The sequence below is a fragment of the Mycobacterium sp. P2_H7 genome (genome assembly GCF_056403275.1).
Genome location: NZ_JBFUFU010000010.1, coordinates 233,013 through 254,897, shown reverse-complemented (window position 1 = coordinate 254,897; position 21,885 = coordinate 233,013). Strand labels below are relative to the sequence as shown.

General features: G+C 67.6%; 21 protein-coding genes and 1 pseudogene. 12 read left to right on the top strand and 10 right to left on the bottom strand.

Going from position 1 to position 21,885, the window contains the following annotated elements; all coding sequences use genetic code 11:
• Nucleotides 1-20: 20 nt before the first annotated feature.
• Nucleotides 21-500 (bottom strand): MarR family winged helix-turn-helix transcriptional regulator, encoded by a 480-nt coding sequence (locus tag AC1DY7_RS16570; RefSeq protein WP_477494791.1) that lies wholly within the window; start codon nucleotides 498-500, stop codon nucleotides 21-23.
• 83 nt (nucleotides 501-583) lie between these two features.
• Here AC1DY7_RS16570 and AC1DY7_RS16565 point away from each other — a divergent pair, with 83 nt between their 5' ends.
• The gene (locus AC1DY7_RS16565) at nucleotides 584-1,000 is read left to right on the top strand and encodes a DUF5313 domain-containing protein (RefSeq protein ID WP_477494790.1); all 417 of its coding nucleotides are present in this window, start codon (nucleotides 584-586) and stop codon (nucleotides 998-1,000) included.
• A 2-nt stretch (nucleotides 1,001-1,002) separates the two neighbouring features.
• On the opposite strand, the gene AC1DY7_RS16560 is transcribed toward AC1DY7_RS16565, so the two are convergent.
• Both AC1DY7_RS16560 and AC1DY7_RS16555 read right to left on the bottom strand, forming a co-directional pair.
• Nucleotides 1,003-1,347 (bottom strand): cupin domain-containing protein, encoded by a 345-nt coding sequence (locus AC1DY7_RS16560; protein WP_477494789.1) that lies wholly within the window; start codon nucleotides 1,345-1,347, stop codon nucleotides 1,003-1,005.
• Between the two features lie 78 nt (nucleotides 1,348-1,425).
• Nucleotides 1,426-2,118, bottom strand: coding sequence for an SDR family oxidoreductase (locus AC1DY7_RS16555; protein ID WP_477494788.1), 693 nt, complete (start codon nucleotides 2,116-2,118; stop codon nucleotides 1,426-1,428).
• A 116-nt stretch (nucleotides 2,119-2,234) separates the two neighbouring features.
• Between AC1DY7_RS16555 and AC1DY7_RS16550 the strand changes: the two are divergent.
• A pseudogene (locus AC1DY7_RS16550) lies at nucleotides 2,235-3,257 on the top strand (YbfB/YjiJ family MFS transporter); the annotation flags it as partial.
• Nucleotides 3,258-3,302: 45 nt separating this feature from the next.
• Here the strand turns inward: AC1DY7_RS16550 and AC1DY7_RS16545 are convergent.
• Nucleotides 3,303-4,235 (bottom strand): LysR family transcriptional regulator, encoded by a 933-nt coding sequence (locus tag AC1DY7_RS16545; protein ID WP_477494787.1) that lies wholly within the window; start codon nucleotides 4,233-4,235, stop codon nucleotides 3,303-3,305.
• Between the two features lie 119 nt (nucleotides 4,236-4,354).
• Here AC1DY7_RS16545 and AC1DY7_RS16540 point away from each other — a divergent pair, with 119 nt between their 5' ends.
• Entirely contained in the window at nucleotides 4,355-5,068 is a 714-nt protein-coding gene (locus AC1DY7_RS16540) for an SDR family NAD(P)-dependent oxidoreductase (protein WP_477494786.1), read from the top strand.
• Complete coding sequence (locus AC1DY7_RS16535; protein ID WP_477494785.1) at nucleotides 5,055-5,423, top strand: SgcJ/EcaC family oxidoreductase; 369 nt, start codon at nucleotides 5,055-5,057, stop codon at nucleotides 5,421-5,423. Before AC1DY7_RS16540 ends, AC1DY7_RS16535 begins: the two co-directional genes overlap by 14 nt.
• On the opposite strand, the gene AC1DY7_RS16530 is transcribed toward AC1DY7_RS16535, so the two are convergent.
• Nucleotides 5,420-6,409, bottom strand: coding sequence for an LLM class F420-dependent oxidoreductase (locus AC1DY7_RS16530; protein ID WP_477494784.1), 990 nt, complete (start codon nucleotides 6,407-6,409; stop codon nucleotides 5,420-5,422). The genes AC1DY7_RS16535 and AC1DY7_RS16530 overlap by 4 nt on opposite strands.
• Before the next feature lie 83 nt (nucleotides 6,410-6,492).
• Between AC1DY7_RS16530 and AC1DY7_RS16525 the strand changes: the two genes are divergently transcribed.
• The gene (locus AC1DY7_RS16525) at nucleotides 6,493-7,146 is read left to right on the top strand and encodes a hypothetical protein (RefSeq protein WP_477494783.1); all 654 of its coding nucleotides are present in this window, start codon (nucleotides 6,493-6,495) and stop codon (nucleotides 7,144-7,146) included.
• On the opposite strand, the gene AC1DY7_RS16520 is transcribed toward AC1DY7_RS16525, so the two are convergent.
• A complete protein-coding gene (locus AC1DY7_RS16520) occupies nucleotides 7,109-8,569 on the bottom strand; it encodes a class I adenylate-forming enzyme family protein (protein ID WP_477494782.1) in 1,461 nt (486 codons plus the stop codon). The two genes, AC1DY7_RS16525 and AC1DY7_RS16520, sit on opposite strands and share 38 nt — an antisense overlap.
• A gap of 97 nt (nucleotides 8,570-8,666) precedes the next feature.
• On the opposite strand from AC1DY7_RS16520, the gene AC1DY7_RS16515 reads away from it, so the two are divergent.
• The 4 genes from AC1DY7_RS16515 to AC1DY7_RS16500 all read left to right on the top strand — a co-directional run bounded on the left by AC1DY7_RS16515 (nucleotide 8,667) and on the right by AC1DY7_RS16500 (nucleotide 12,859).
• Nucleotides 8,667-10,271 (top strand): esterase/lipase family protein, encoded by a 1,605-nt coding sequence (locus tag AC1DY7_RS16515; RefSeq protein WP_477494781.1) that lies wholly within the window; start codon nucleotides 8,667-8,669, stop codon nucleotides 10,269-10,271.
• A 121-nt stretch (nucleotides 10,272-10,392) separates the two neighbouring features.
• A complete protein-coding gene (locus AC1DY7_RS16510) occupies nucleotides 10,393-11,985 on the top strand; it encodes an alpha/beta fold hydrolase (protein ID WP_477494780.1) in 1,593 nt (530 codons plus the stop codon).
• Between the two features lie 29 nt (nucleotides 11,986-12,014).
• A complete protein-coding gene (locus tag AC1DY7_RS16505) occupies nucleotides 12,015-12,440 on the top strand; it encodes a pyridoxamine 5'-phosphate oxidase family protein (protein WP_477494779.1) in 426 nt (141 codons plus the stop codon).
• Nucleotides 12,437-12,859, top strand: coding sequence for a PPOX class F420-dependent oxidoreductase (locus AC1DY7_RS16500; protein WP_477494778.1), 423 nt, complete (start codon nucleotides 12,437-12,439; stop codon nucleotides 12,857-12,859). Before AC1DY7_RS16505 ends, AC1DY7_RS16500 begins: the two co-directional genes overlap by 4 nt.
• A gap of 105 nt (nucleotides 12,860-12,964) precedes the next feature.
• On the opposite strand, the gene AC1DY7_RS16495 is transcribed toward AC1DY7_RS16500, so the two are convergent.
• On the bottom strand, nucleotides 12,965-13,510 hold the full coding sequence (locus AC1DY7_RS16495) for a TetR/AcrR family transcriptional regulator (RefSeq protein WP_477494777.1): 546 nt from the start codon (nucleotides 13,508-13,510) through the stop codon (nucleotides 12,965-12,967).
• Between the two features lie 76 nt (nucleotides 13,511-13,586).
• Here AC1DY7_RS16495 and AC1DY7_RS16490 point away from each other — a divergent pair, with 76 nt between their 5' ends.
• Nucleotides 13,587-14,768, top strand: a complete 1,182-nt coding sequence (locus tag AC1DY7_RS16490) for an FAD-dependent monooxygenase (RefSeq protein ID WP_477494776.1) — start codon at nucleotides 13,587-13,589, stop codon at nucleotides 14,766-14,768.
• Nucleotides 14,769-14,822: 54 nt separating this feature from the next.
• Here AC1DY7_RS16490 and AC1DY7_RS16485 read toward each other — a convergent pair whose 3' ends face one another.
• From AC1DY7_RS16485 to AC1DY7_RS16475, 3 genes are all read right to left on the bottom strand, one after another.
• Nucleotides 14,823-16,970 (bottom strand): 3-hydroxyacyl-CoA dehydrogenase NAD-binding domain-containing protein, encoded by a 2,148-nt coding sequence (locus AC1DY7_RS16485; RefSeq protein WP_477494775.1) that lies wholly within the window; start codon nucleotides 16,968-16,970, stop codon nucleotides 14,823-14,825.
• 11 nt (nucleotides 16,971-16,981) lie between these two features.
• Nucleotides 16,982-18,193, bottom strand: coding sequence for an acetyl-CoA C-acetyltransferase (locus AC1DY7_RS16480; protein ID WP_477494774.1), 1,212 nt, complete (start codon nucleotides 18,191-18,193; stop codon nucleotides 16,982-16,984).
• A 134-nt stretch (nucleotides 18,194-18,327) separates the two neighbouring features.
• Nucleotides 18,328-19,437: an alkene reductase gene (locus tag AC1DY7_RS16475; protein ID WP_477494773.1), complete on the bottom strand. Its 1,110-nt coding sequence runs from the start codon at nucleotides 19,435-19,437 to the stop codon at nucleotides 18,328-18,330.
• A 78-nt stretch (nucleotides 19,438-19,515) separates the two neighbouring features.
• Between AC1DY7_RS16475 and AC1DY7_RS16470 the strand changes: the two genes are divergently transcribed.
• Nucleotides 19,516-20,685, top strand: coding sequence for a pyridoxal phosphate-dependent aminotransferase (locus AC1DY7_RS16470; protein WP_477494772.1), 1,170 nt, complete (start codon nucleotides 19,516-19,518; stop codon nucleotides 20,683-20,685).
• The gene (locus AC1DY7_RS16465) at nucleotides 20,682-21,884 is read left to right on the top strand and encodes a DUF6986 family protein (RefSeq protein ID WP_477494771.1); all 1,203 of its coding nucleotides are present in this window, start codon (nucleotides 20,682-20,684) and stop codon (nucleotides 21,882-21,884) included. Before AC1DY7_RS16470 ends, AC1DY7_RS16465 begins: the two co-directional genes overlap by 4 nt.
• The last annotated feature ends 1 nt before the right edge of the window (nucleotide 21,885 follow it).

Sequence of the window (21,885 nt, the reverse complement as noted above, 5' to 3'; positions counted from 1 at the left end):
CGGATCTGAGGCATGCGCCCTCAGGTTTCCAGTGCGCCCGCCGCCAACGCGGCCCCGTTGATCCTGGTGAGCACCGCGTGCAGGTTCTCCAGTTCGGCGAGGTCGACACCGAGGCGGGCCACCACCGTGGGCGGGATGTCGAGGGCCCGACGGCGCAGCGCAACGCCTTCGGGTGTGAGAGCGACGAGGGTGGCGCGTTCATCGGTGTTGCAGCGGGTCCGGGTGATCAGCCCCAGCGTGTCGAGCCGCTTGAGCATCGGCGACGTCGTGGCCGGGTCGAGCTGCAAAAGTCCCGCAATCTGTTTGACCGGCAGCGGTTCTCCGCCCGCGTTCGCGTTGTCCCACAGGGCCAGCATCACCAGGTACTGCGGGTGGGTGAGGCCGAGCGGCTCGAGCAGTGGCCGGTACACGGCGAGCACGGCCCGGTTGGTGACTGCCAGTGCAAAACACACCTGACGTTCCAGGGCGAGCGGATCGACAGCGTCGGTCACGGTGGTCATGCTCACAAGTGTACTACTTGATTAGTGCCCTAACTATTAGCGTACTATTCAAGTAGCAACCGGCACCACCCACAGGAGCCACCATGAGCACTTCACGACCGACCCCGCTGCAGTACGTCGCGTACGCGTACGGCCGCCGCCTGCCCGACTCGATGCGTGAGTTCGTCGCCCATGACCTGGCCGGACCCGGCGCGATCCGCCGGCACATGATCCGGTACTCGATCCCGCCGCTGCTGATCCTGGCGCCGCTGTGGCTGCTGCCTGCGTCTGTCTACGTGCACCTCGAGATGACGGTGCCCATCTATTTCTGGGCCGTGGTGATGGCCTTCGTGCTCAACAAGATCTGGCGCAGGCACCGGTTGGCGCAGCACGGCCTCGACCCCAACCTGGTCGACCTGGCCAACCGGGAGAAGAACGCCCGCCTGCATGAGGACTACGCGCAGCGTTTCGGGGCGCGGCCGGAATCAGCCAAATGGCAGTCCAACTCGAGCCCGTTCTGACCTCAGATGTGCGGCCCGACCGGTTTGACGACGGTCAGCAGCACCACCGAATCCGCCAGCGCTGCCAGGCTGTGCCGGGTCCGCGGAATGACCAGGTGATCGCCGGGTGAGCCTTCCCAGTTCGCGTCGGCGCTGCTGAGCCGGACCCGGCCTTCGAGCACCTGCAACGTCGCCTCCCCCGGACTCTCGTGCTCGTCGAGCCCGTTGCCCTCGGTCAGCGCTATCAACGTCTGACGCAGCGCATGCTCGTGTCCGCCGTACACCGTGTGCGCGCTGCGGCCACTGGCGGCGACCCGAGCCGAGGTCAGTTCCTGGCGCGCGAGCGCGGTCAATGAGATCTTCTCCATGCCACCCGATGCTTCCACTTCTGAGCCGCGCGCGACCGAGAAGGGACAGTCGCAACGGCCGGGCACCACAGAAGATCGTCATCCGGCCGCCGATGCGCCGAGCGAATTCGACAGCGCCGCCTTCGCGGCGCGCGACGTCTCGTCGGCCAGGATCTCCGGTTCGCCGTTGAGCAACCCGTCGACGGCCACCCGCGCGACGACCGCGGGATCTGTCTTCTGGTCGGCCGGGATGTAGCGGACCATGTCGGTGTCCATGTACCCGACATGCAGCGCAGACACCGAAATTCCGCGGGGTGCGAGTTCCTCACGCACGGCGTCGGTGAGCGCCCACGCCGCCGCCTTCGCCGAGGCGTAGGCACCTGAAGTGTGCGGGTGCAGCCACGACAGCACCGACAACACGTTCAGGATGGCGCCGCCGTCATTGCGTTCGATGACGGGCGCAAAAGCACGGGTCACGCTCAGTGTGCCGAAGTAGTGGGTCTCCATCTCCAGTCGCACATCGTCGATCGGCCCGGTGAGGAGATTGGCGCGGGTGGACACCCCGGCGTTGTTCACCAGCACGGTCACGTCGGACGCGGTCTGCGCGGCCCGTCGGACCGACTCCGGGTCGGTGATGTCCAGCTGGACCGGGATGGCGCCCGGCAGGTCGATGGTCTCGGGGCGCCGCGCTGCGGCGTACACCTTGGCACCGCGGGCCAGCAGCTCAGCGGCGATCTGCCTGCCCAGTCCACGGTTGGCGCCGGTGACCAGCGCAGTGATGTTGTCAGTCATACCGCGCACAACATCGGCAATGACGACATCGGTACCCGGCCGGTACGAGGAATCGCCTTCCAGCTGCGAACAATCCGATCCTGGCCCGGGACGCGCCCCGGCCCGATGATCAGACGATGCGACGACACCTCCACACCGCCGTGCTGCCCACCGCCGCGGCACTGGCCGCCGCGATGGGCGTCGGCCGGTTCGTCTACACGCCCATCCTGCCATTGATGACAGCCCAGGCCGGGCTCGGCGCGCACTCGGCCGGGCATCTGGCGACCGCGAACTATCTCGGCTACCTGGGCGGCGCGGTGGCCACGACGCTGTCCCCGCGGCTGGCCCGCTCCGGGCTTGCCTGCCGGGTCTCGCTGCTCGCGATCGTCGCGAGCATGGCGGCAATGCCGTTGACAGTCAACGCCATTGCGTGGTTGTCGCTACGCACCGTCGCGGGATTCACCAGCGCGGTGGTGTTCGTGATAGCCGTCAACACGCTGCTGGAACGGTTGCCCGAAAAGGTGGGTTGGGGCTTCGGCGGGGTGGGCGCGGGGATCGCGTTGTCCGCGGTCCTGGTGCTGGCGCTGCCCACCGCCGCCGGGTGGCGCACGGCGTGGTGGTCGGCGGCGGCCCTCGCCTCAGTGCTCGCCGCGGCCGGCTGGTCCGTGCATCCGCGGCGCGAAACCGCGCCGACCGGCGCGGCACCCACACGGACGCACCGCGCGGGCACCGCGCGATTCGTGCTCCTGTTCACCGGCTACACGCTGGAAGGCATCGGCTACATCATCGCCGGGACCTTCCTGGTGGCCGCGGTGACGCAGCATTCCCCCGGCGCCCTGGGAAACAGCGTCTGGCTGGTGGTCGGGCTGGCCGTCATCCCATCGGCCGCGCTGTGGGCCCGGCTCGGCGCGCGGTTCGGCCAACCGGCGATGCTCACCGCGGCACTGGCGCTGCAGGCCGTCGGCATCGCACTGGCCTGCCAGGGCGGCAGCGCGGCGAGCTTGGCGGGGGCACTGCTGTTCGGGGGCACCTTCATCGGGGTGAGCACGCTGGCCATGGCCGAGGGACGACTGCTCGGGATACGCGGCGCGGTGGCCCTGCTGACCGTCGGCTACTCCGTCGGCCAGATCGTGGGACCGCTGGTGGTGGCGCCGCTACTTGACGGCGGCTACCGGCCTGCTCTCGTCGTCTCGGCGTTCATCGTGTTACTCGCCGCAAGCGCCACCGCCTCGGTGTGGATCATCGGCAGGCAGCCACGTGTCGGGCTCACCCACTCCGAGAATGCCGGTACTGCCGGTGAATTCGTCGATGACGGCAAGGACGGCCGCGTTGGTCTCAGCCCGGCGCCACACCAGTGACCACGTCCACAGCGGGGTGGGCGCCACCACCGGCCTGCGCACCAGGTCGCGCGGTTCGGCGTCGTTCTGCCCGCGCGGATTGTTCAGCACCGGCCTGCCGAGGTTGCGCACGTGCTCGAAGAAGGTCGCCCCCGTGACCCCGCCGTCGTCGGTGCGCATCACGCGGGCGCCGGTGTCGGCGGCGAACTGCTCGGCGTAGCGGTTCCACGACGACCAACTCGCGGTATCGGTGTCCACCAGTACCACGGTGTCCTTGGCCTGCACCGGTGCGTCGTCGTTGCCGGGGCACAGGGCATACAGCCGGTCCACCCCGACCAGTCGCGCCTCCAGCGACAGCGCGTCGAGGTCGGCGTCGAGCACCCAGCAGATGGCGAGGTCCAGGCTGCCGTCGGCCACCCTGGCCGCCTGGGTGTGCGACGGCATCACCCAGGTGTCCACCCGCAGCTGGGCCACCCCCGCGGCCCGCTCGGCCCAGTCCACCGGACACCAGTTGACGTAACCGATGCGCACGGGATCGGTCACCACCAATCCGGTTGCCTGCCTTCGTAATTCGTCGGCCTGATCAATCAACGCCCGGGCACCGGGCAACAGCGCGGCACCGGCCGCTGTCAGCGTCACCGAGCGCCGGTCCCGGTCGAACAACTGGACTTTCAGATCCCGCTCGAGGGCCTTGATCTGCTGGGACAGCGACGGGCCCGCGATGCGCAGCCGTTCGGCGGCGCGACCGAAGTTCAGTTCCTCGGCGACCGTGACGAAGTACCGCACCTGACGCAGTTCCACCGGCAGAGCGTAGTAGGCGTTTCCTCTCAGGAGGGAGGTATCGCGTCGTGCCAGGCGGACATCGCCGGAGCCGGGGCCGAGGTTGAGTAGTGCATCAGAGCAACCGAAAGGCACAGACCATGAGCACCACACCTCGCGTAGCGATCATCACCGGCGCTTCCCAAGGCATCGGCGAAGCGCTGGTCGCCGGCTACCGCAAGCTCGGCTACGCCGTCGTCGCGAACTCCCGCAGCATCGCGCCCAGCGATGATCCGATGGTCCTTACCGTGGCCGGCGACATCGGCCAACCAGGAGTCGGGCGGCGCATCGTCGACGCCGCCCTCGACCGGTTCGGCCGGGTGGACACCGTCGTCAACAACGCGGGCATCTTCGTCGCCAAACCGTTCACCGAGTACACCGACGCAGACTTCGACGCCGTCAGCGGTGTGAACGTCCGTGGCTTCTTCGAAGTCACCCGCGCCGCGGTCGCCGCCATGCTGACTCGCGAGGGCGGCGGGAACATCGTCAACATCTCGACCAGCCTGGTCGACCACGCCAACTCGCAGGTGCTCTCGGCGCTGGCGTCACTGTCCAAAGGTGGGCTGAACGCCGTCACCAAGGCCCTGGCCATCGAATACGCCGGACGCGGCATCCGGTCCAACGCGGTCGCGCTGGGCATCATCGACACCCCCATGCACGATCCCCAGACCCACGACTTCCTGGCCGCGCTGCACCCGGTCGGTCATCTGGGTGATATCGATGACGTCGTGGATGCGGTGCTGTACCTGGAGCAGGCGAAGTTCGTCACCGGCGAGATCCTGCACGTCGATGGAGGTCAAAGTGCCGGACACTAGCGAGGCCATCCTCCGCGGCGTGCTGGACGAGTGGAAAGCCGGGATCGATGCGCACGACCCGGCCCGGGTGGCGGCGGTGTTCACCGAGGACGCCGTCTTCCAGGGCCTGCATCCCTACACGGTGGGGCGCGTGGGCGTGCTCGCCTACTACGACGGCCAGCCGCACGGACTCACGGTCGACTATCGGATCGACGAGATCCGTAGACCCGCCGACGAGGTGGTGCTCGGCTACGGCCTGGCAGATTTCACCCGGCCCGACGGCACCGTGCTCTCCCTGCGCCTGGGCGTGGCGCTGACCCGCGCCGGCGAAAGCTGGCTGATCGCGCAATACCAGGTCAGCGCGGTGCCCGACTAAACGAGCGCCGGAATGACCTCACGCTCGAACAGCTCGATCCCGGAGCGGTCATACGCGGCCTCGGGGAAATAGAGGATGGCGTACTCGCAGCCCAGATCACGCATCCGCTGCAAACGCGGCACGATCTGCTCGGGGGTCCCGGTCGCCGAGTCGGGCGAGGCGACGTTGGCCAGCATCGCGTCGACCGCCGTTTCCGGAGCTTTACCCACCTGCCGGGCCCGGATCCGGGCCAGCCGCTCCTTGACGTCCGCCTCGGAGGACCCGACCACCGCATTGAAATTCGCCGACCGCACGATGGCCCCGTAATCGGTGCCCACCGCGCGGCAGTGCCCGGCCAGGATCTCGGACTTGCGCGCGAACTCCTCGGGAGCCGAACTGAAGTTGGTGTACTGCGCGTACTTGGCCGCGATCTTCAGCGTCACCTTCTCGCCACCCCCGGCGATCCACAGCGGCAGGCCGCCCTCTTGCAGCGGCTTGGGCGCCACGATGGCGTCGTTCACCTGGTAGTACTTGCCGTCGAAGGTGACGCGGCCGTCGCGCCAGGCGTCGCGCATGATCTGCACGCCCTCGTCGAGCCGGCCCAACCGTTCCCCCGCGGACGGGAAGCCGTAGCCGTAGGCCCGCCACTCGTGCTCGTACCAACCGCCGCCGATGCCCATCTGTGTGCGCCCACCGGAGATCGCATCGACGGTCGCGGCAATTTTTGCCAGGTAGGCGGGGTTGCGGTAGCTCATCGCCGTGCACATCTGGCCGAGCTTGACCCGGCCGGTGGTCGCGGCCAGCGCCGCCATCAACGACCACGCCTCATGGGTGGCCTCGTCGGTGGGCACCGGGACGGTGTGGAAATGGTCGTACACCCACACGGAATCCCAGGCACTGTCATCGGCGTGAGCGGCCAATTCGCTCATCAGGGGCCAATGCTGTGCAGTGGGGATGCCGACGAGATCGAGGCGCCAACCTTGCGGAATGAAAAGTCCGAAGTGCATGCCTTGAAACTGTAGGCCCATCACTTTGTTATCTCGTCTACACTCTAGGAAATTGTTCGCTACATCTATGGGTGAGGACTGGCATGACCAACTCGACGCGCCGCTACGCGGCAGCCGTGGCGGCGGCCTTCGCACCATTGGCCGTCGTATCCGTGATCACCGCCGCGCCGAGCTCCGCCGACTGCGGGGCGGACCAATCGGAATTCAACGGCAGCTGCGTCACGTCGAACTGCAAGAAGAGCGAGGTCCGCGACGCCGGCACCGGTGAGTGCCGCAGCGCGTTGTCGGCGGCACTCGGCAAGGCCCAGCCCCGCAAGGTCGCCGAGGTCAGCCCCGAGCAGTGGAACCAGGCGTACCACGTCGCGCAGCAGGGCAACATCATCCCGTCCGGGGTGAAGGGCACCAAGGACGTGTTCAGCGTGGTGAACTCCGCGATCGACGTGCCCACCAGTTTCATCGGCGGCGTGAACGACCTCGCGTACACCGGCCTGCTGTTCAGCCGGCTCGTGAATCCGGCCGCCGCGACCAGCACCTTGGCCAAGTCCGCAACGGCCCCCGTCAGCGCGATGGGCGCCATCGCCGACGTCGCCCAGTCGCTACCGTCCCCGAAGGTCGGACTGCCCAAGGTCGGTCTGCCCAAGCTCGGTGTCCCGAAGATGCCGAAGGCCGGGAACCTGCGGGTTCCCGGCCGGAGGTGTTTCAAGGCCGATACAGCGCGGCGACGTCGCGCAGGCTGATCTTGAGGGCCGGGTTGCGTGGCAGCGCTCCGACCACCACCACCTGCACCGGGACGCAGTGCCGCGGCAGGGTGTCGCGCACCAGGTCCTGTAGCTCGGCCGGGTCCGGGGCGGGTGCACCGGGCGTGGATTCCACGGCGGCGAACGGCACCTGACCCAGTCGGGCGTCGGGCACCCCGACCACGCAGGCTTCGTGCACGCCGGGATGGTCCAGCAGCACGCGGCGCACCGTCTCGGGCAGGATCTTGAAGCCGCCCCGATTGATGGCGCCGTCGGACCGGCCGTGCAAGGTGATGAATCCGTCTTCGTCGATGGACGCGAGGTCGGTGGTGCGGATCCAGTCGGGGTTGATCGTCGCGATCCGCGCCTCCAGCAGGCCCTGCTTTCCCGCGGGCAACCGCTCCCCGGTGTCGGTATCGATGATCCGGACCTCGGTGTCGGGCAGCGCTTTTCCCGAGCTCAACCGTTTGGTGGCGCCGAACTCGCGATACAGCTCCGGCGTCCAGGTACACACCGATCCGGCGAATTCCGTTGCGCCGTAAGCCAACAACACCGGAATGCGGTACCGCCGCTCGAACTCGTCACGCACCTCCGGATCCAGTGGGCCCGAGGCACTCATGATGAACTGCAGCGAGGCCAGGTCGTCGGGGTCCAGATCGGCGTCCAGCAGCATGCGCACCACCGCGGGTTGCACGCCGGCCCGTTGCAGCCGATGGGTTTTCACCACCCGCACCCATTCGCCGACGCTGAACTTCTCCAACAGGACCATGCGCTTGCCGACGTAGGCGCCGGTGATCAGTTGGCACACGCCGCCTATCCCACCGAGCGGCCAGTACACGAGTTCGGGCGGATCGTCCGGGCCGGCCTGGCCGCCGGTCACGCTGAACACGGTGCGTTCCAGCACCGGGGCGGGGATGGCCTGCCGCTTGGGCGGGCCGGTGGTGCCGCTGGTGAGGACGTGCAGTCCGGCGTCCCCGCGCACGGCTTCGGCGTGACTGCGCGTCAGACCGTCGACGAGGTGCGCTCCCGCCGCCGAGATCCGCACCCCGGCACTGCCGGCCGCGGCGACCGCGGCGACGACCGGCTCGGTCCAGTCCTCGTCCTCGGCGAGCACCGCGGGCAGTCGCAACTTCTCGATGTCGCCGGCGATGGCGGCCGGGGACTGGAACGAGTAGATCATCGACACCCAGCGCCGGGCCGCGAGCAGGCCGATGACCGCGGCAGCGTGGGGCAGCCTGTTGCGGACCACCAACCCGACCGGTGCGCCGGCGGGCACGCCCGCGCGGTCCAGCGCGGCCTCGACCGCCGCGCCGATCGTGGCGACTTCGGCACCCGTGTACCAGCGTCCGCCGAACTCGATGCAGGGCCGGTCGCCGTATCCGGCTGCCCTTGCCGCAAAGGTTTCGGTAAAGCTTTCGGTCACTTGGGCAGGGTAGCGGTCACGCGAAAAGCCCACGCCGACCCCGACTGGTTCGGTATACACAGGACCGCTGGTATCGCCTATCGGGTTGGGGGGTCTGATGTCGATGAGTCTTGGTGGCACACAGGTGCGGCGGACGGTCGCGGTGGTGTGCACGGTGTTGTGGGCGTTGGCGACGATGTGGATGGCGGGCGGCGTCGCCCATGCCGACGGCACGTCGACCACAGATTCCTCGACGAGCAGCACCGGTTCGTCCGGCACCGAGCCGGCCAAGCACGACAAGCCGGATGCCGATCCGAAGCCGGCCACCGAGAAGGTCGACAAGACCGACAAGGCCGATCCACCCAAGAGTCGCGGCCACCGCAAGCACGCCGCCGCACAGTCGGCCGCGACCGCGAAGAAGGCCACGGAGTCCAAGGCGGACACCAAGTCCGATGGTGACGCGAAGTCCGATGCCGCGTCTGATCCGAAGCCGGCCACGACCGGTACCGAAGCCTCGGCGAGCACCGCCAAGGCGGCCAAGACCATCAACCTCAGCACCGCGGGAGCGGTCGCACCCACGGCGTTGAAGGTCGCCACCGCCGCGGTCACCCCGTCGGCGAAGGCGTCGGGGGTGCCCAACCCGATCAAGCAGATCGTCCAATTCGGCCGTCAGATGACGGGGTTGGCCAACGATCTGGCGCTGGTCGCGGTGTCCCTGGTGAACAATCTGGCCGCGGCGGCGGCGACCACCATCGGCCCGAAGCCGTTCTTCGGTGTGCCCTATCACTTCGCGGCCGCCATCGCCGGCACGGCGGCCACCGCGGCCAAGCTGCTCGACGGGACACCACTGAACGCCGTCAGCGCGGGCCCGTACAAGGTGAACTACGGCGTGCCGAATCTGTTGTCCTGGCTCAACCCGGTGAAATCGCCTCCGGGAGCCAATCTTCCGTTCACCGGGATGCCCGCTGACCATCCGCTGCCGATCATCCTGCTCAACGGCACCAGTGCCACCCAGGGCGTGAACTGGAGTGTCGGGGCGCCGGTACTGGCCAATGCCGGCTACAAGGTCTACAGCTTCAACTACGGCAACACCACCTCCTTGCCCGGCTTCCCCATCCAGGCCACCGCCGATATCCGCAAGTCCGCCCAAGAACTCTCCGACGAGGTGACGCGGGTCCTCAAGGAGACCGGCGCGGACAAGGTCATCCTGATCGGCCACTCACAGGGTGGCGGCGTCATGCCGGCGTACTACATCAACAAACTCGGTGGAGATACCAAGGTTTCGCAGTTCATCGGGATCGCGCCGAGCAACGGCACCGATGTGGACGGGCTGGTGGGCCTGAAGGGCATCCCCGTGCTGGGGCCTGCCGTGGCCTCGGTGATCTACCGCATCATCGATGTGTTCGGTGCGGCCTGGACGCAGCAGGCGGTCGGATCGCCGCTGCTGCACGAGACGTTCGGCGACGGCGCCATCCGGGAGGGCGTGCTCTACACAACCATCTCGTCGAAGAACGACTGGGTCGTCACGCCGTACACGAATCAGGCGCTGCCGGTCGGCGCACCGGGTCAGGTCACCAACATCGTGCTGCAGGACCAATACCCGAACTACAACGCCGGCCACCTCGGCATCGTCTTCTCCGCACCGACGTGGACCGCCGTGCTGGGCGCGCTGGCAGGGAACCCGGCAGCCAATGTCACGCCGACAATGGCCCTCGCGGCCTGAGAGGCTCCGGCCAAAAAGTTGACATCAGCGGCCACGAGACGCGCGAAAACCGCTCGCGCACATCGACTCATCCGCTATACCCGTACCGGGGGTATCACTCATCGGGGTCGGGGAGGCTTCAATGTCGTTGAATCGTGTCGGCGTGCACACATACCGGTTGGCGGCAGCGCTGCTGGTCGTGTTGTGGTCCTTCGCCACCATCTGGCTGGCCACCGGCATCGCGCACGCCGACGACTCGGCGTCGCACGATTCACCGTCGAGCAGTTCTGAGCCGGACAAGACGGACAAGGCCGACAAGCCCGCGGCAGAGAAACCCGCCGACACCCCGAAGACGTCCGAGGACAAGACCGAGACCTCGAAGAAGGCCGACAAGCCGCGGAAGGCGCACAAGCACGCCACCACGAAACCGGCGGCCAAAGAGGACAGCACCACGGCCGCCAAGGCGGACCCGAAGGCTGATCCGGCGCAAGACACCAAGCCGGTCACCAAGAAGAAGCAGGGTGCCACCGCCAAGGCCGCGTCGATCGACACCGCGACCGCCGGCACCGCGACGACCGCGGCTTCTGCCGCAGCGCTGAAGCTGGCCAGTCCGGCGGTCACCCCGTCGGCCAGTGCCAAGAAGGCGCCCAATCCGATCGCCCATGCCATTCAGTTCGCCCGGCAGATGACCGGCCTGGCCAATGACATCGGCCTGCTCGCCGTCACCCTGGTGAACAACCTGGCCGCCGTGACGGCCACCGCCATCGGCCCCAAACCGTTCTTCGGCGTGCCCTATCACTTCGCGGCCGCCATCGCGGGCACGGCGGCGACAGCGGGCAAGCTGCTCTCCGGGACACCGCTGAACGCCGACCTCGGCAACACCGGGCCTTACAAGGTGACCTACGGGGTCGGCAATCTGTTGGACTACCTGAACGTCAACAAGTCACCGGCGGGCGCCAACATCTCGGACACCATCATCAACGCCGATCATCCGATTCCGGTCATCCTGATCGCCGGTACCGCCGCCAACGCACCGTTCAACTGGAGCGTCGGCGCACCGGTGCTGGCCAATGCGGGCTACACCGTCTTCACCTTCAACTACGGCAACGTCACCAAGAATCCGATCTGGCCGGTGCGGGGCACCGCCGACATCCGGAAGTCGGCCGCGGAACTCGCCGCCGAGGTGGAGCGCGTCAAGACGTTGACGGGTTCGGACAAGGTCATCCTGATCGGTCACTCGCAGGGCGGCGGCCTGACGCCGGAGTACTACCTGAACAACCTGGGTGGCGCCGCCAGTGTGGCGCAGTTCATCGGGATCGCGCCCGGCCACCATGGTGCCGACGTGGACGGGCTGGCCTACATCAAGAACATCCCGCTGATCGGCAAGCCGATCCTGAGCCTGGTGAACCTGCTGGGCCCGGCGTGGCTGCAGCAGGCCATCGGGTCGCCGCTGCTCGACGAGATCTACGGCAAGGGCGATACCCGTCCTGGCGTTTCGTACACGACGATCAGCACGAAGAACGACTGGATCGTCACGCCGTACACCAACCAGGCCTTGAACGGCGGCGATCCGGGGCAGGTCACCAACATCGTCCTGCAGGACCTGTACCCGAACTTCAATGCCGGGCATCTGGGCCTCGTCTTCGCCAAGCCGACGTGGGACGTCGTCTTGAAGGCGCTGTCCGATTACGCCGCGGCCAACCGCGCGAACGACGAAACACTCACTGCCGCATAGCTTGTTGCGGCAGTGGTTAGCCTGGACACATGGCCCTCTCCAAGGAAGAACGCGAACAGTTTCTCGCCGAGCCCCATATCGCCGCCCTGTCGGTGTACGCGGGTGACAAACGTGGACCGCTGACGGTCCCCATCTGGTACCAGTACTCCCCCGGCGGGCAGCCGTGGGTGCTCACCGGTGTCGGCTCCCGCAAGCACAAGCTGATCGAGGCCGCCGGCCACCTGTCACTCATGGTCGAGCGACTGGAGCCGACGGTGCGTTACGTCGCCGTCGACGGAGCGGTCGACCGCATCGAACCGGGCACCGACGAACAACTCGTCGAGATGACCAAGCGCTACCTGGCCCCCGACAAGGTGGACGGCTACCTGGAGTTCGCCCGCCGCGAGCACGGCGAGAGCGTCGCGGTGTTCCTCAAGCCCGAACACTGGATCTCCTCCGATCTGGGCTCGGTATGACCGCGCTGTCCGAGAAGGTCGTCGCATTCCTGTCCGAGGGCACGCGTACAGCGGTGTTCGGGTGGGTGGCCTCCGACGGCCGGCCGGTGGCCGCGCCGGTGTGGTTCTACGTCGACGGTGACGAACTGGTCTTCAACACCGGCAAGGACACCGCGAAAGGCAAGGCGCTGCTTCGGGATCCGCGGGTCGTCCTGTGCATCGACGATTCACACCCGCCGTTTTCGTTCGTCCAGGTGCAGGGCGTCGCCACGCTCAGCGAGGACCCGGCCGAGCTGATCGACACCGCGACCCGGCTCGGCGGCCGGTACATGGGTGCCGACCGGGCCGAGGAGTTCGGCAAGCGCAACGGTGTCCCGGGTGAGCTGGTGGTGCGGGTGCGCCCGACGAAGGTGCATGCGGGGTTCGACGTCGCGGAGTGAGGCGCGGGAGTTAACTGTGGAAAGTGGCATCGCCCGCGATATCACCTTTCAGATGTGGGTCGCCTCCGAGAATTGGTGCCCCCTGTAACGGTTGTGTCAGAAGGTTCAGAGGCCCAGCGCTGCCATGGCACCGTCGACGGACGCCTGCCGCAGTTGTTCGTGCCCGACGTCGGGGAACTGCAGGCAGCAGTCCTGCACCCCGCCGAACGCAATGACCGCGCGAGCCGACTGCGCCAGCGACGCCTTGGCGCCGAACACCAGTCGGGTGTAACGCTCCCGCCACGCCAGAAGTGTGTCGATCAGGCCGAGGTCGGCCAGCGTGGTGAGTTCGGCGACCACCAGGACCAGGTCGGCACGGTACCGATAGTGGAAGTCGAACCAGCCTTCGAGCAGTTCGCGCGGAGTCGCCCGCGCCGCGCCGCGCCGGCGCTCATAGCCGGCGACCAGTGCCTCACCCTCATCCATCAGCGGCGTCAGGATGCTGCGGACCAAGTCTTCGCGCGAGCTGAAGTGGTAGTACAGCGCGGGCTTGGTGATACCGAGTCGGTTGGCGATGTCCTGCAGGCTGGTGCGCTGCACCCCCTTCTCGGTGAACAGTTCGCGTGCTACCTCCTGGATGCGGTTCCTGGTGTCTGACGGAGGCTTGGGCACGTAGCCACCCTAGCTGACTTAACGATCGGTAAGCTGGTCGACATAGACTTACCGATCGTTAAGTAAGGAGACCACCATGAAGGTCCTGATCTCCGGCGCCAGCATCGCCGGACCCGTGCTGGCCTACTGGCTCACCCGGCAAGGGATCGACGTCACCGTCGTCGAACGCGCACCCGCACTGCGGAAGACAGGCGGGCACGCCATCGACCTGTTCCGACCCGCGATGGAGATCTCCGAACAGATGGGCGTGCTGCCCCAGATCACGGCCCGGGCCACCGGGACGACGCTGCTCGACATCCGCAGACCCTGGACGTCGCGGGCCGCCCATATCGACTACGTGAAACTGACCGGGGCCATGTCGGAACGTCACGTCGAAATCATGCGCGATGATCTGAGCGAGATCTATTACAGCGCAAGCAGACACGACGCCGAGTACATCTTCGGCGACCAGATCACCGCGATCGCCGACGACGGCCGGGTGACCTTCGCCCACGGCCCGTCCCGCCAGTTCGACGTGGTGGTCGGGGCCGACGGGCTACATTCGGGGGTCCGTCAGCTCGTGTTCGGTGAGGTACCCGAGCGTTTCCTCGGCGGATACCTAGCCGTGGTCTCGGTGCCGAAATCCTTTGCCCGAGAAGGCGAGATGACCGGGTACTACGAGCCCAACCGGGTGGCGATGATCTACACCGCCGACCATCTCGATGATGCGCGGGCGGTGTTCATCTTCCGACCTGCGGTGCTGGAGTTCGACCACCGCGACACCGGGCGGCAGAAGCGGCAACTGCGCGCCGCGTTCGCCAACATGTCCGCCGAGGTCGACACCTGGCTGGCCGAAGTGGAACACACACCCGCGTTCTACTTCGACGCGATCACCCAGCTGGAAATGACCAGTTGGTCGAAGGGACGGGTGACGCTGGTCGGGGACGCGGGTTACTGTCCCGGGCCGGCGGTGGGCGGCAGCACCAGCCTGGCCGTCTACGGCGCGTACGTGCTGGCCGGCGAAATCACCCGTGCCGGTGCCGATTACGAGGCGGCGTTCGAGGCCTACGAGAAGATCATGACGCCGTCGGTGCTCGCCGCGCGCGCATTCGCCGCGACGGTGTCGAAGACCATCGTGCCCGGCAGCCGCCTCGGGGTGAACGCGCTCGTCGCGGCGGGACGGGCGATCTCGGTGCTCCCGCTGGGCGTGACGCAGGCGCTGGCCCGGCTCAACCGCACAGGTGTCCGGCTCTACGACACCATGCCGCTGCCGGCCTGACCCGCGCACACAAATGCCCCCGGCTCGCGCCGGGGGCATTTGACGTTGTACCGCTTAGGCTTCCAGCGACGCCGGCGGGTTGAAGCGGTCGCCGTACTTGGCGGCCAGTTCCTTGGCGCGGGCCACGAACGCGGCCTTGCCGACACCGAGGGGGCCCTCGTAGCCGACGATGTACTGCGCCGAACCACCGGTGTACGGCGGGAAGCCGATACCCATGATCGAGCCGATGTTCGCGTCGGCGGTCGAGGTGAGCACGCCTTCGTCGATGCACTTCTGGGTTTCCAGCGCCTCGGCGAACAGCATGCGGTCGATCGCGTCCTGCAGCGGGATCGTGGCGCTTCCGGAGTTGAAGGTTTCCTTCAGTCCGGTCCACAGGCCGACCCGCTTGCCGTCGGCGTATTCGTAGAAGCCGGCACCGGAAAGCCGTGACGGACGACCGATCTCGATCATCTTCTCGACGACGGCCTCGGCCGGGTGCGGCACGTGCGTGCCGCCGGCGTCCTCGACACCCTTGCGGGTGGCGACGGCAATCTTGTGCATGAGCTCGAGGTTCAGCTCATCGGAGAGCTGCAGCGGCGCCGCCGGGTAACCGGCCTGCGAACCCGCCTGCTCGATGGTGGCGGGCTCGATGCCCTCACCCAGCATGGCCAGCGCCTCGTTGACGAAGGTGCCGATCACGCGCGAGGTGAAGAAGCCGCGGCTGTCGTTGACGACGATCGGGGTCTTCTTGATGGCCAGCGTGTAGTCGAACACCCGGGCCAGCGCCTCGTCCGAGGTCTTCTCTCCGCGGATGATCTCCACCAGCGGCATCTTGTCCACCGGCGAGAAGAAGTGGATACCGACGAAGTCCTCCTGGCGCTTCACACCGGAGGCCAGGCCCGTGATGGGCAGCGTGGAGGTGTTCGAGCCGAGGATCGCGTTGGGCTCGACGATGTCCTCGATCTCCTGGAACACCTTGTGCTTGAGTTCCTGGCTCTCGAAGACGGCCTCGATCACGAAGTCGACGCCGGCCAGATCGGCCGGGTCGGCGGTCGGGGTGATCTTGGCCAGCAATGCGTCGGACTTCTCCTGCGTGGTCTTGCCCCGCTTGAGTGCCTTGGCCTCGATGCCTTCCGAGTACGCCTTGCCCTTCTGGGCGGCTTCGATGGTGACGTCCTTGAGCACGACGTCGTAGCCGGCCTTGGCCGACACGTAGGCGATACCGGCGCCCATCATGCCCGCGCCCAGCACACCGATCTTGGTGATCGGCACCGAGGCGATGCCCTCGGGGCGCGAACCGCCGCCGTTGATGAACTGCAGATCCAGGAAGAACGCCTGGATCATGTTCTTGGCGACCTGGCCGGTGACCAACTGGGTGAAGTAGCGGCTCTCGATGCGCGACGCGGTGTCGAAGTCGACCTGCGCACCCTCGACCACGGCATCCAGGATGGCGCGCGGTGCGGGCATCGGGGCGCCCTTGAGCTGCTTGCGCAGCAACGCCGGGAAGGACGGCAGGATGGCCGCCAGACCCGGGCTGGACGGGGTACCGCCGGGCATCTTGTAGCCCTTGACATCCCACGGCTGCACGTGGGCGTCGGGATTGGCCTTGATCCATGCCTTGGCGGCGGGGATGAGTTCCTCGACCGAGCCGACGAGCTCGTCGACCAACCCGATTTCCTTGGCCTTGGCCGCGGTGAACCGCGAGCCCTGGCTCAGGATCTCCATGAACGCCTTCTGGATGCCGAACATCCGGGTGGTGCGGGCCACGCCGCCGCCGCCGGGCAGCAGGCCCAGGGTGACCTCGGGCAGACCGATCTGCACACCGCGCACGTCGGCGACGATGCGGTGATGGGTCGCCAGCGCGATCTCCAGGCCACCGCCCAGTGCCGCGCCGTTGATGGCGGCGACGACGGGCTTGCCCAGGGTCTCCAGCGTGCGCAGGTCGCGCTTGATGGTCTCGACCTCGTTGAACGCGTCGGCGGCGTTGTCCGGGCCGATGTTGATCATTGCCTTGAGGTCGCCACCGGCGAAGAACGTCTTCTTGGCGCTGGCGATCACCACACCGGTGATCTCTTCCTGCTCCGAGAAGAGTCGCTCGACGGCGTTGTGCATCGACTCCTTGTAGTGCTCGTTCATCACGTTGGCCGACCCGGTCGGATCGTCCAGGGTCAGGGTGACGATGCCGTCGGCGTCCTTGTCCCAGTGAATCGTGTTCTCAGTCATGCCAATTCCCCTTAGACGCGCTCGATGATGGTGGCAACGCCCATGCCGCCGCCGATACACAGCGTGACCAGCGCACGCCGCGCACCGCGACGCTCGAGCTCGTCGACCATGGTTCCGGTGATCATGGCGCCGGTGGCGCCCAGCGGGTGGCCCATCGCGATGGCACCACCGTTGACGTTGAGCTTCTCGTCCGGGATGTTCAGGTCCTTCTGGAACTTCAGGACGACCGAGGCGAACGCCTCGTTGAGCTCGAACAGGTCGATGTCATCGACGGTCAGCCCGGCACGGTCGAGCACCTTCTGGGTGGCCGGGGTGGGACCCGTCAGCATGATGACGGGGTCCGCGCCGCTGGTGGCGGTGGCCACGATGCGGGCCCGCGGGGTCAGGTTCTGCGACTTGCCCGCGGCCTCGGTACCGATCAGCAGCAGGGCCGCGCCGTCCACGATGCCGGAGCTGTTGCCGCCGGTGTGCACGTGGTTGATCTTCTCGATGTAGTGGTACTTCTGCAGCGCCACGTCGTCGAAGCCGCCCATCGCGCCGACACCGTCGAACGCGGTCTTGAGCTTGCCCAGGCTTTCCACGGTGGAGCCGGGGCGCATGTGCTCGTCGTTGTCCAGGATGACCAGACCGTTCTGATCCCGCACCGGCACAACGGACTTGGCGAAGTAGCCACCCGACCATGCGGCCGCGGCGCGGTCCTGCGAACGGGCCGCGTAGGCGTCGACGTCCTCGCGGGAGAAGCCCTCGATGGTGGCGATCAGGTCGGCGCCGATGCCCTGCGGGACGAAGCCGATCCGGTAGTTGGTCTCCGGGTCAGACGCCCAGGCACCGCCGTCGGAACCCATCGGGACGCGGCTCATCGACTCGACGCCACCGGCGAGCACCAGGTCGTCCCAGCCGGAGCGGACCTTCTGAGCAGCCAGGTTCACGGCCTCCAGGCCGGAGGCGCAGAAGCGGTTGAGCTGGAAGCCACCGGTGGTCTCGGGCAGCTTGGCCACCAGACCGGCGGTGCGGGCGATGTCGCCGCCCTGGTCGCCGACCGGGGAGACGACACCCAGGATGACGTCGCTGATCAGGTTCTCGTCCAGGTCGGGGAAGCGGGCGCGGATCTCCTCGATCAGGCCGACCACGAGGTTGACGGGCTTGACCTCGTTGAGGGCGCCGCCACGCTGCTTTCCGCGAGGCGTGCGAATGGCCTCGTAGATGAAGGCTTCTTCGGACATGTGTAGTTCCCTTTCGGGTGGGTGACGGGATCGTCGGTCGGGACGCGAGTCCACTGGTCGCGAAGCCTAACAAAACCGCAAACCAACCTGTTGGTTGGGCGTCTGCTCAGCGCACCCACTCACCCACTACACACTCATGCCGTGCGCGGTTCCTCCAGCTCAGCCAAGGTCGGGTAGTCGATGTAACCTTCGGCACCCGGGGCGTAGAAGGTAGCCACGTCCGGCTCGTTGAGCTCGGCGCCCAGCAGCAGCCGGTCGATCAGATCGGGGTTGGCCAGGAACGTGCGGCCTACCGCGACGGCGCTGACGGCACCCCATTCCACATAACTCTCCAGCTGGCAGAAATCGGTGCCACTGTCGCGCCCGGTGTTGAGCACCAGGGTGTCCGTCCAGATGGCGCGCAGCACCCCGAACTCGCGGGCGCTCGGGTCGATCAGCAGGTGCAGGTAGGCGATGCCCAGTGGGGCGATCCGGTTGACCAGCGCTTCGTAGACCGCGACGGTGTCGTTCTCGTGCATGTCGCCGGCCGAGTTTCCGGGCGAGATCCGCAAGCCGACCCGGCCCGCGCCGATCTCGGCGACCACGGCCTCGACCACCTCGGCCGTCAACCGGGCCCGGTTCTCCGGCGAGCCGCCGTAGTTGTCGGTGCGCTGATTGGTCACATCGGATGAGAACTGGTGCAGCAGATACCCGTTGGCGCCGTGGATCTCCACCCCATCCATACCGGCATCGACGGCGCGGCGGGCCGAGGCGCGGAAATCGGCGACGATGTCCGCGATCTCATCGGTGCGCAGTGCGCGCGGCACCACCAGCGCCTTCTTGCCCGACGGGGTGTGGGTGGTGAGGTTCGCGGCGATGGCCGACGGGGCGACGGGTTCGATCCCGCCGTTGACCTCGGGGTGGCCCATCCGGCCAACGTGCCAGAGCTGCATGAACATCCGGCCGCCCGCCTGATGCACGGCACCGGCGATCTCCGCCCACTTCTCCTGGTGCCGGTCGGTGTAGTTGCCGGGGGTGTTCATGTAGGCGCCGTTGGCGACCTCGGAGATGGCGGTCGCCTCGGTGATGATGACGCCTGCACCCGCGCGCTCGGAGTAGTACTGCGCGGCGAGGTCGGACGGGGTGCCGTCGGCTTGCGCCCGGGACCGGGTCAGCGGCGCCATGAAGATGCGGTTACGCGCTTGCGTGTCGCCGACGCGGATCGGCTTGAGCAGGGCGGCATCGGGGGCGAGGGTGAAGGCCATGTGCAGGTAAGCGCAGCTGTGAAGAGATTCATTCCGCGCGGTACCCGGCCTGTGCGGATTCCCACATACCCTCATGCCATGACGGTGTCGCGGCTCAAGCCGTATGCGGTGACCATCTTCGCCGAGATGTCCGCGCTGGCGGCGCGCATCGGCGCGGTCAACCTCGGCCAGGGCTTCCCGGACGAGGACGGTCCGGCCGGCATGCTCAAGGTCGCCCAGGAGGCGATCGCCGAGGGCATCAACCAATACCCGCCGGGCCCTGGGATTCCGGCGCTGCGCGAGGCCATCGCCCGGCAGCGCGCCCGGCACTACGGGGTCGAATACGACCCCGACACCGAGGTGCTGGTGACCGTCGGCGCCACCGAGGCCATCGCCGCCGCCGTGATCGGGTTGGTCGAACCGGGGTCGGAAGTGCTGGTGCTCGAACCCTTCTACGACTCCTACTCCCCTGTCATCGCCATGGCCGGCTGCGTGCGCAAGGTCGTCCCGCTGGTGCCCGACGGCCGCGGTTTCGCCCTCGACCTCGACGCCCTGAGGGCCGCCGTCGGGCCGCAGACCAAGGCGCTCATCATCAATTCACCGCACAATCCGACCGGCATGGTGCTCAGCGACGCCGAACTGAGTGCCATTGCCGATCTGGCGGTCACGGCCGATCTGCTGGTAATCACCGACGAGGTCTACGAGGCGCTGGTCTACACCGACTCCGACTACCGCAGGCACCTGCCGTTGGCCCGTTACCCGGGCATGGCCGAACGCACCGTGACGATCTCGAGTGCAGCCAAGATGTTCAACGCCACCGGCTGGAAGATCGGCTGGGCTTGCGGCGCACCGGAACTCATCGCCGGGGTGCGGGCGGCCAAACAGTTCCTCACCTATGTCGGCGGCGCGCCGTTCCAGCCCGCGGTGGCCTACGCATTGGACCATGAGGACGCCTGGGTGCTGGGGTTGCGCGACAGCCTGCAGAGCAAACGCAACCGGCTGTCGGCTGCACTGACGGACTTGGGTTTCGAGGTGCATGACAGCCACGGCACGTACTTCCTGTGCGCCGACCCGCGCCCGCTCGGATACCACGACAGCACCGCGTTCTGCGCCGAACTGCCACACAAGGCGGGGGTGGCCGCCATCCCGATGTCGGCATTCTGCGCCGAGCCGGACAAAGCATGGAATCACTTGGTGCGCTTCGCATTCTGCAAGCGTGACGACACCCTCGACGAGGCGATCCGCCGATTGGACGTGTTGCGGTCATGAGTGCCATCCCGGAACCCACGCTGGCCCGTATCGACGCACTACTGGCCGATGCCGACGCCGACCTGGCCGCACACTATCCAGGTGATCGTCCCGAGGCGCAGCCGGTGCACACGGTGTACCTCAGCGCCGCGGATGCCACTGCGGACACCCCGGCACTGTGGGGTTCCGCAGCGCTGGAACTGCTGGACCGGCACGCCGGCGTCGTCGCCGAACTGGGCGACGACAGCGCACTGGCGTTGGTGCGGGATCGCTTGATCACCAGCCCCATCGCCGATCTGCGACTGGATTTCGAGGATGGTTACGGCCGCCGCGGCGACGCCGTCGAGGACACCGATGCGCGCCGCGCGGGGGAGACCTTGCGGTCGCTCGGGCTGGGCACCTCGGGGATCCGGTTCAAGGGGTTGACGCTGGCGGACCGGCCGCGCGCGTTGCGCACCCTCGAGCTGGTGCTCGACGGCGGGATGCCGGACGGGTTCGTCTTCACCGTGCCCAAACTGCGTGCGGCCGAACAGGTCACTGCGACGGTGTGGGTGTGCGAGGCGCTGGAGCATGCGCACGGACTACCAGTCGGGGCGTTACGCTTCGAGTTGCAGATCGAGAGCCCGCAGGCGGTGCTCGGCGCCGACGGTGCCGCGACGCTGGCCCGGGCCCTCCACCTTGCCGAGGGTCGCTGTACCGGTTTGCATTACGGCACCTACGACTACAGCGCCGCCTGCGGTATCACGCCGCAGCACCAGTCACTGGAACATCCGGTGGCCGACCACGCCAAGGCCGTCATGCTGGTCGCTGCCGCCCAGACCGGCGTGTGGGTGGCCGACGGCTCCACCCAGGTCAACCCGGTGGGCACCGAAACCGAAGTGGAACAGGCGATCCGGCGGCACCATCGGCTCGTCACCCGGTCGCTGGAGCGCGGCTTTTACCAGGGCTGGGATATGCATCCGGGTCATCTGGTGACGCGCTGGCTGGCGACGTTCACCTTCTTCCGGGCCGCGCTGCACGCCGCCGCCCCACGCCTGCAGGCGTATCTGGACCGCCGCGGCGGAGCCGTCGCCGACGAACCGGCGACCGCGGAAGCGCTTGCGGCCGTGGTGCTGCGGGGACTGGACTGCGGGGCGTTCGGTATCGACGAGGTGCTGGCGCAGGCGCCTGGCGCGGACCTGGCGACCCTGCGGAACCTGAAGGCCCGCACGCACTCCTGAA

Bases quoted from the DNA above. Each gene is read 5' to 3' on its own strand.
- AC1DY7_RS16570 (WP_477494791.1), bottom strand. From the start codon at position 500: ATGACCACCGTGACCGACGCTGTCGATCCGCTCGCCCTGGAACGTCAG.
- AC1DY7_RS16565 (WP_477494790.1), top strand. From the start codon at position 584: ATGAGCACTTCACGACCGACCCCGCTGCAGTACGTCGCGTACGCGTAC.
- AC1DY7_RS16560 (WP_477494789.1), bottom strand. From the start codon at position 1,347: ATGGAGAAGATCTCATTGACCGCGCTCGCGCGCCAGGAACTGACCTCG.
- AC1DY7_RS16555 (WP_477494788.1), bottom strand. From the start codon at position 2,118: ATGACTGACAACATCACTGCGCTGGTCACCGGCGCCAACCGTGGACTG.
- AC1DY7_RS16540 (WP_477494786.1), top strand. From the start codon at position 4,355: ATGAGCACCACACCTCGCGTAGCGATCATCACCGGCGCTTCCCAAGGC.
- AC1DY7_RS16530 (WP_477494784.1), bottom strand. From the start codon at position 6,409: ATGCACTTCGGACTTTTCATTCCGCAAGGTTGGCGCCTCGATCTCGTC.
- AC1DY7_RS16525 (WP_477494783.1), top strand. From the start codon at position 6,493: ATGACCAACTCGACGCGCCGCTACGCGGCAGCCGTGGCGGCGGCCTTC.
- AC1DY7_RS16515 (WP_477494781.1), top strand. From the start codon at position 8,667: ATGTCGATGAGTCTTGGTGGCACACAGGTGCGGCGGACGGTCGCGGTG.
- AC1DY7_RS16510 (WP_477494780.1), top strand. From the start codon at position 10,393: ATGTCGTTGAATCGTGTCGGCGTGCACACATACCGGTTGGCGGCAGCG.
- AC1DY7_RS16505 (WP_477494779.1), top strand. From the start codon at position 12,015: ATGGCCCTCTCCAAGGAAGAACGCGAACAGTTTCTCGCCGAGCCCCAT.
- AC1DY7_RS16500 (WP_477494778.1), top strand. From the start codon at position 12,437: ATGACCGCGCTGTCCGAGAAGGTCGTCGCATTCCTGTCCGAGGGCACG.
- AC1DY7_RS16490 (WP_477494776.1), top strand. From the start codon at position 13,587: ATGAAGGTCCTGATCTCCGGCGCCAGCATCGCCGGACCCGTGCTGGCC.
- AC1DY7_RS16485 (WP_477494775.1), bottom strand. From the start codon at position 16,970: ATGACTGAGAACACGATTCACTGGGACAAGGACGCCGACGGCATCGTC.
- AC1DY7_RS16480 (WP_477494774.1), bottom strand. From the start codon at position 18,193: ATGTCCGAAGAAGCCTTCATCTACGAGGCCATTCGCACGCCTCGCGGA.
- AC1DY7_RS16475 (WP_477494773.1), bottom strand. From the start codon at position 19,437: ATGGCCTTCACCCTCGCCCCCGATGCCGCCCTGCTCAAGCCGATCCGC.
- AC1DY7_RS16470 (WP_477494772.1), top strand. From the start codon at position 19,516: ATGACGGTGTCGCGGCTCAAGCCGTATGCGGTGACCATCTTCGCCGAG.
- AC1DY7_RS16465 (WP_477494771.1), top strand. From the start codon at position 20,682: ATGAGTGCCATCCCGGAACCCACGCTGGCCCGTATCGACGCACTACTG.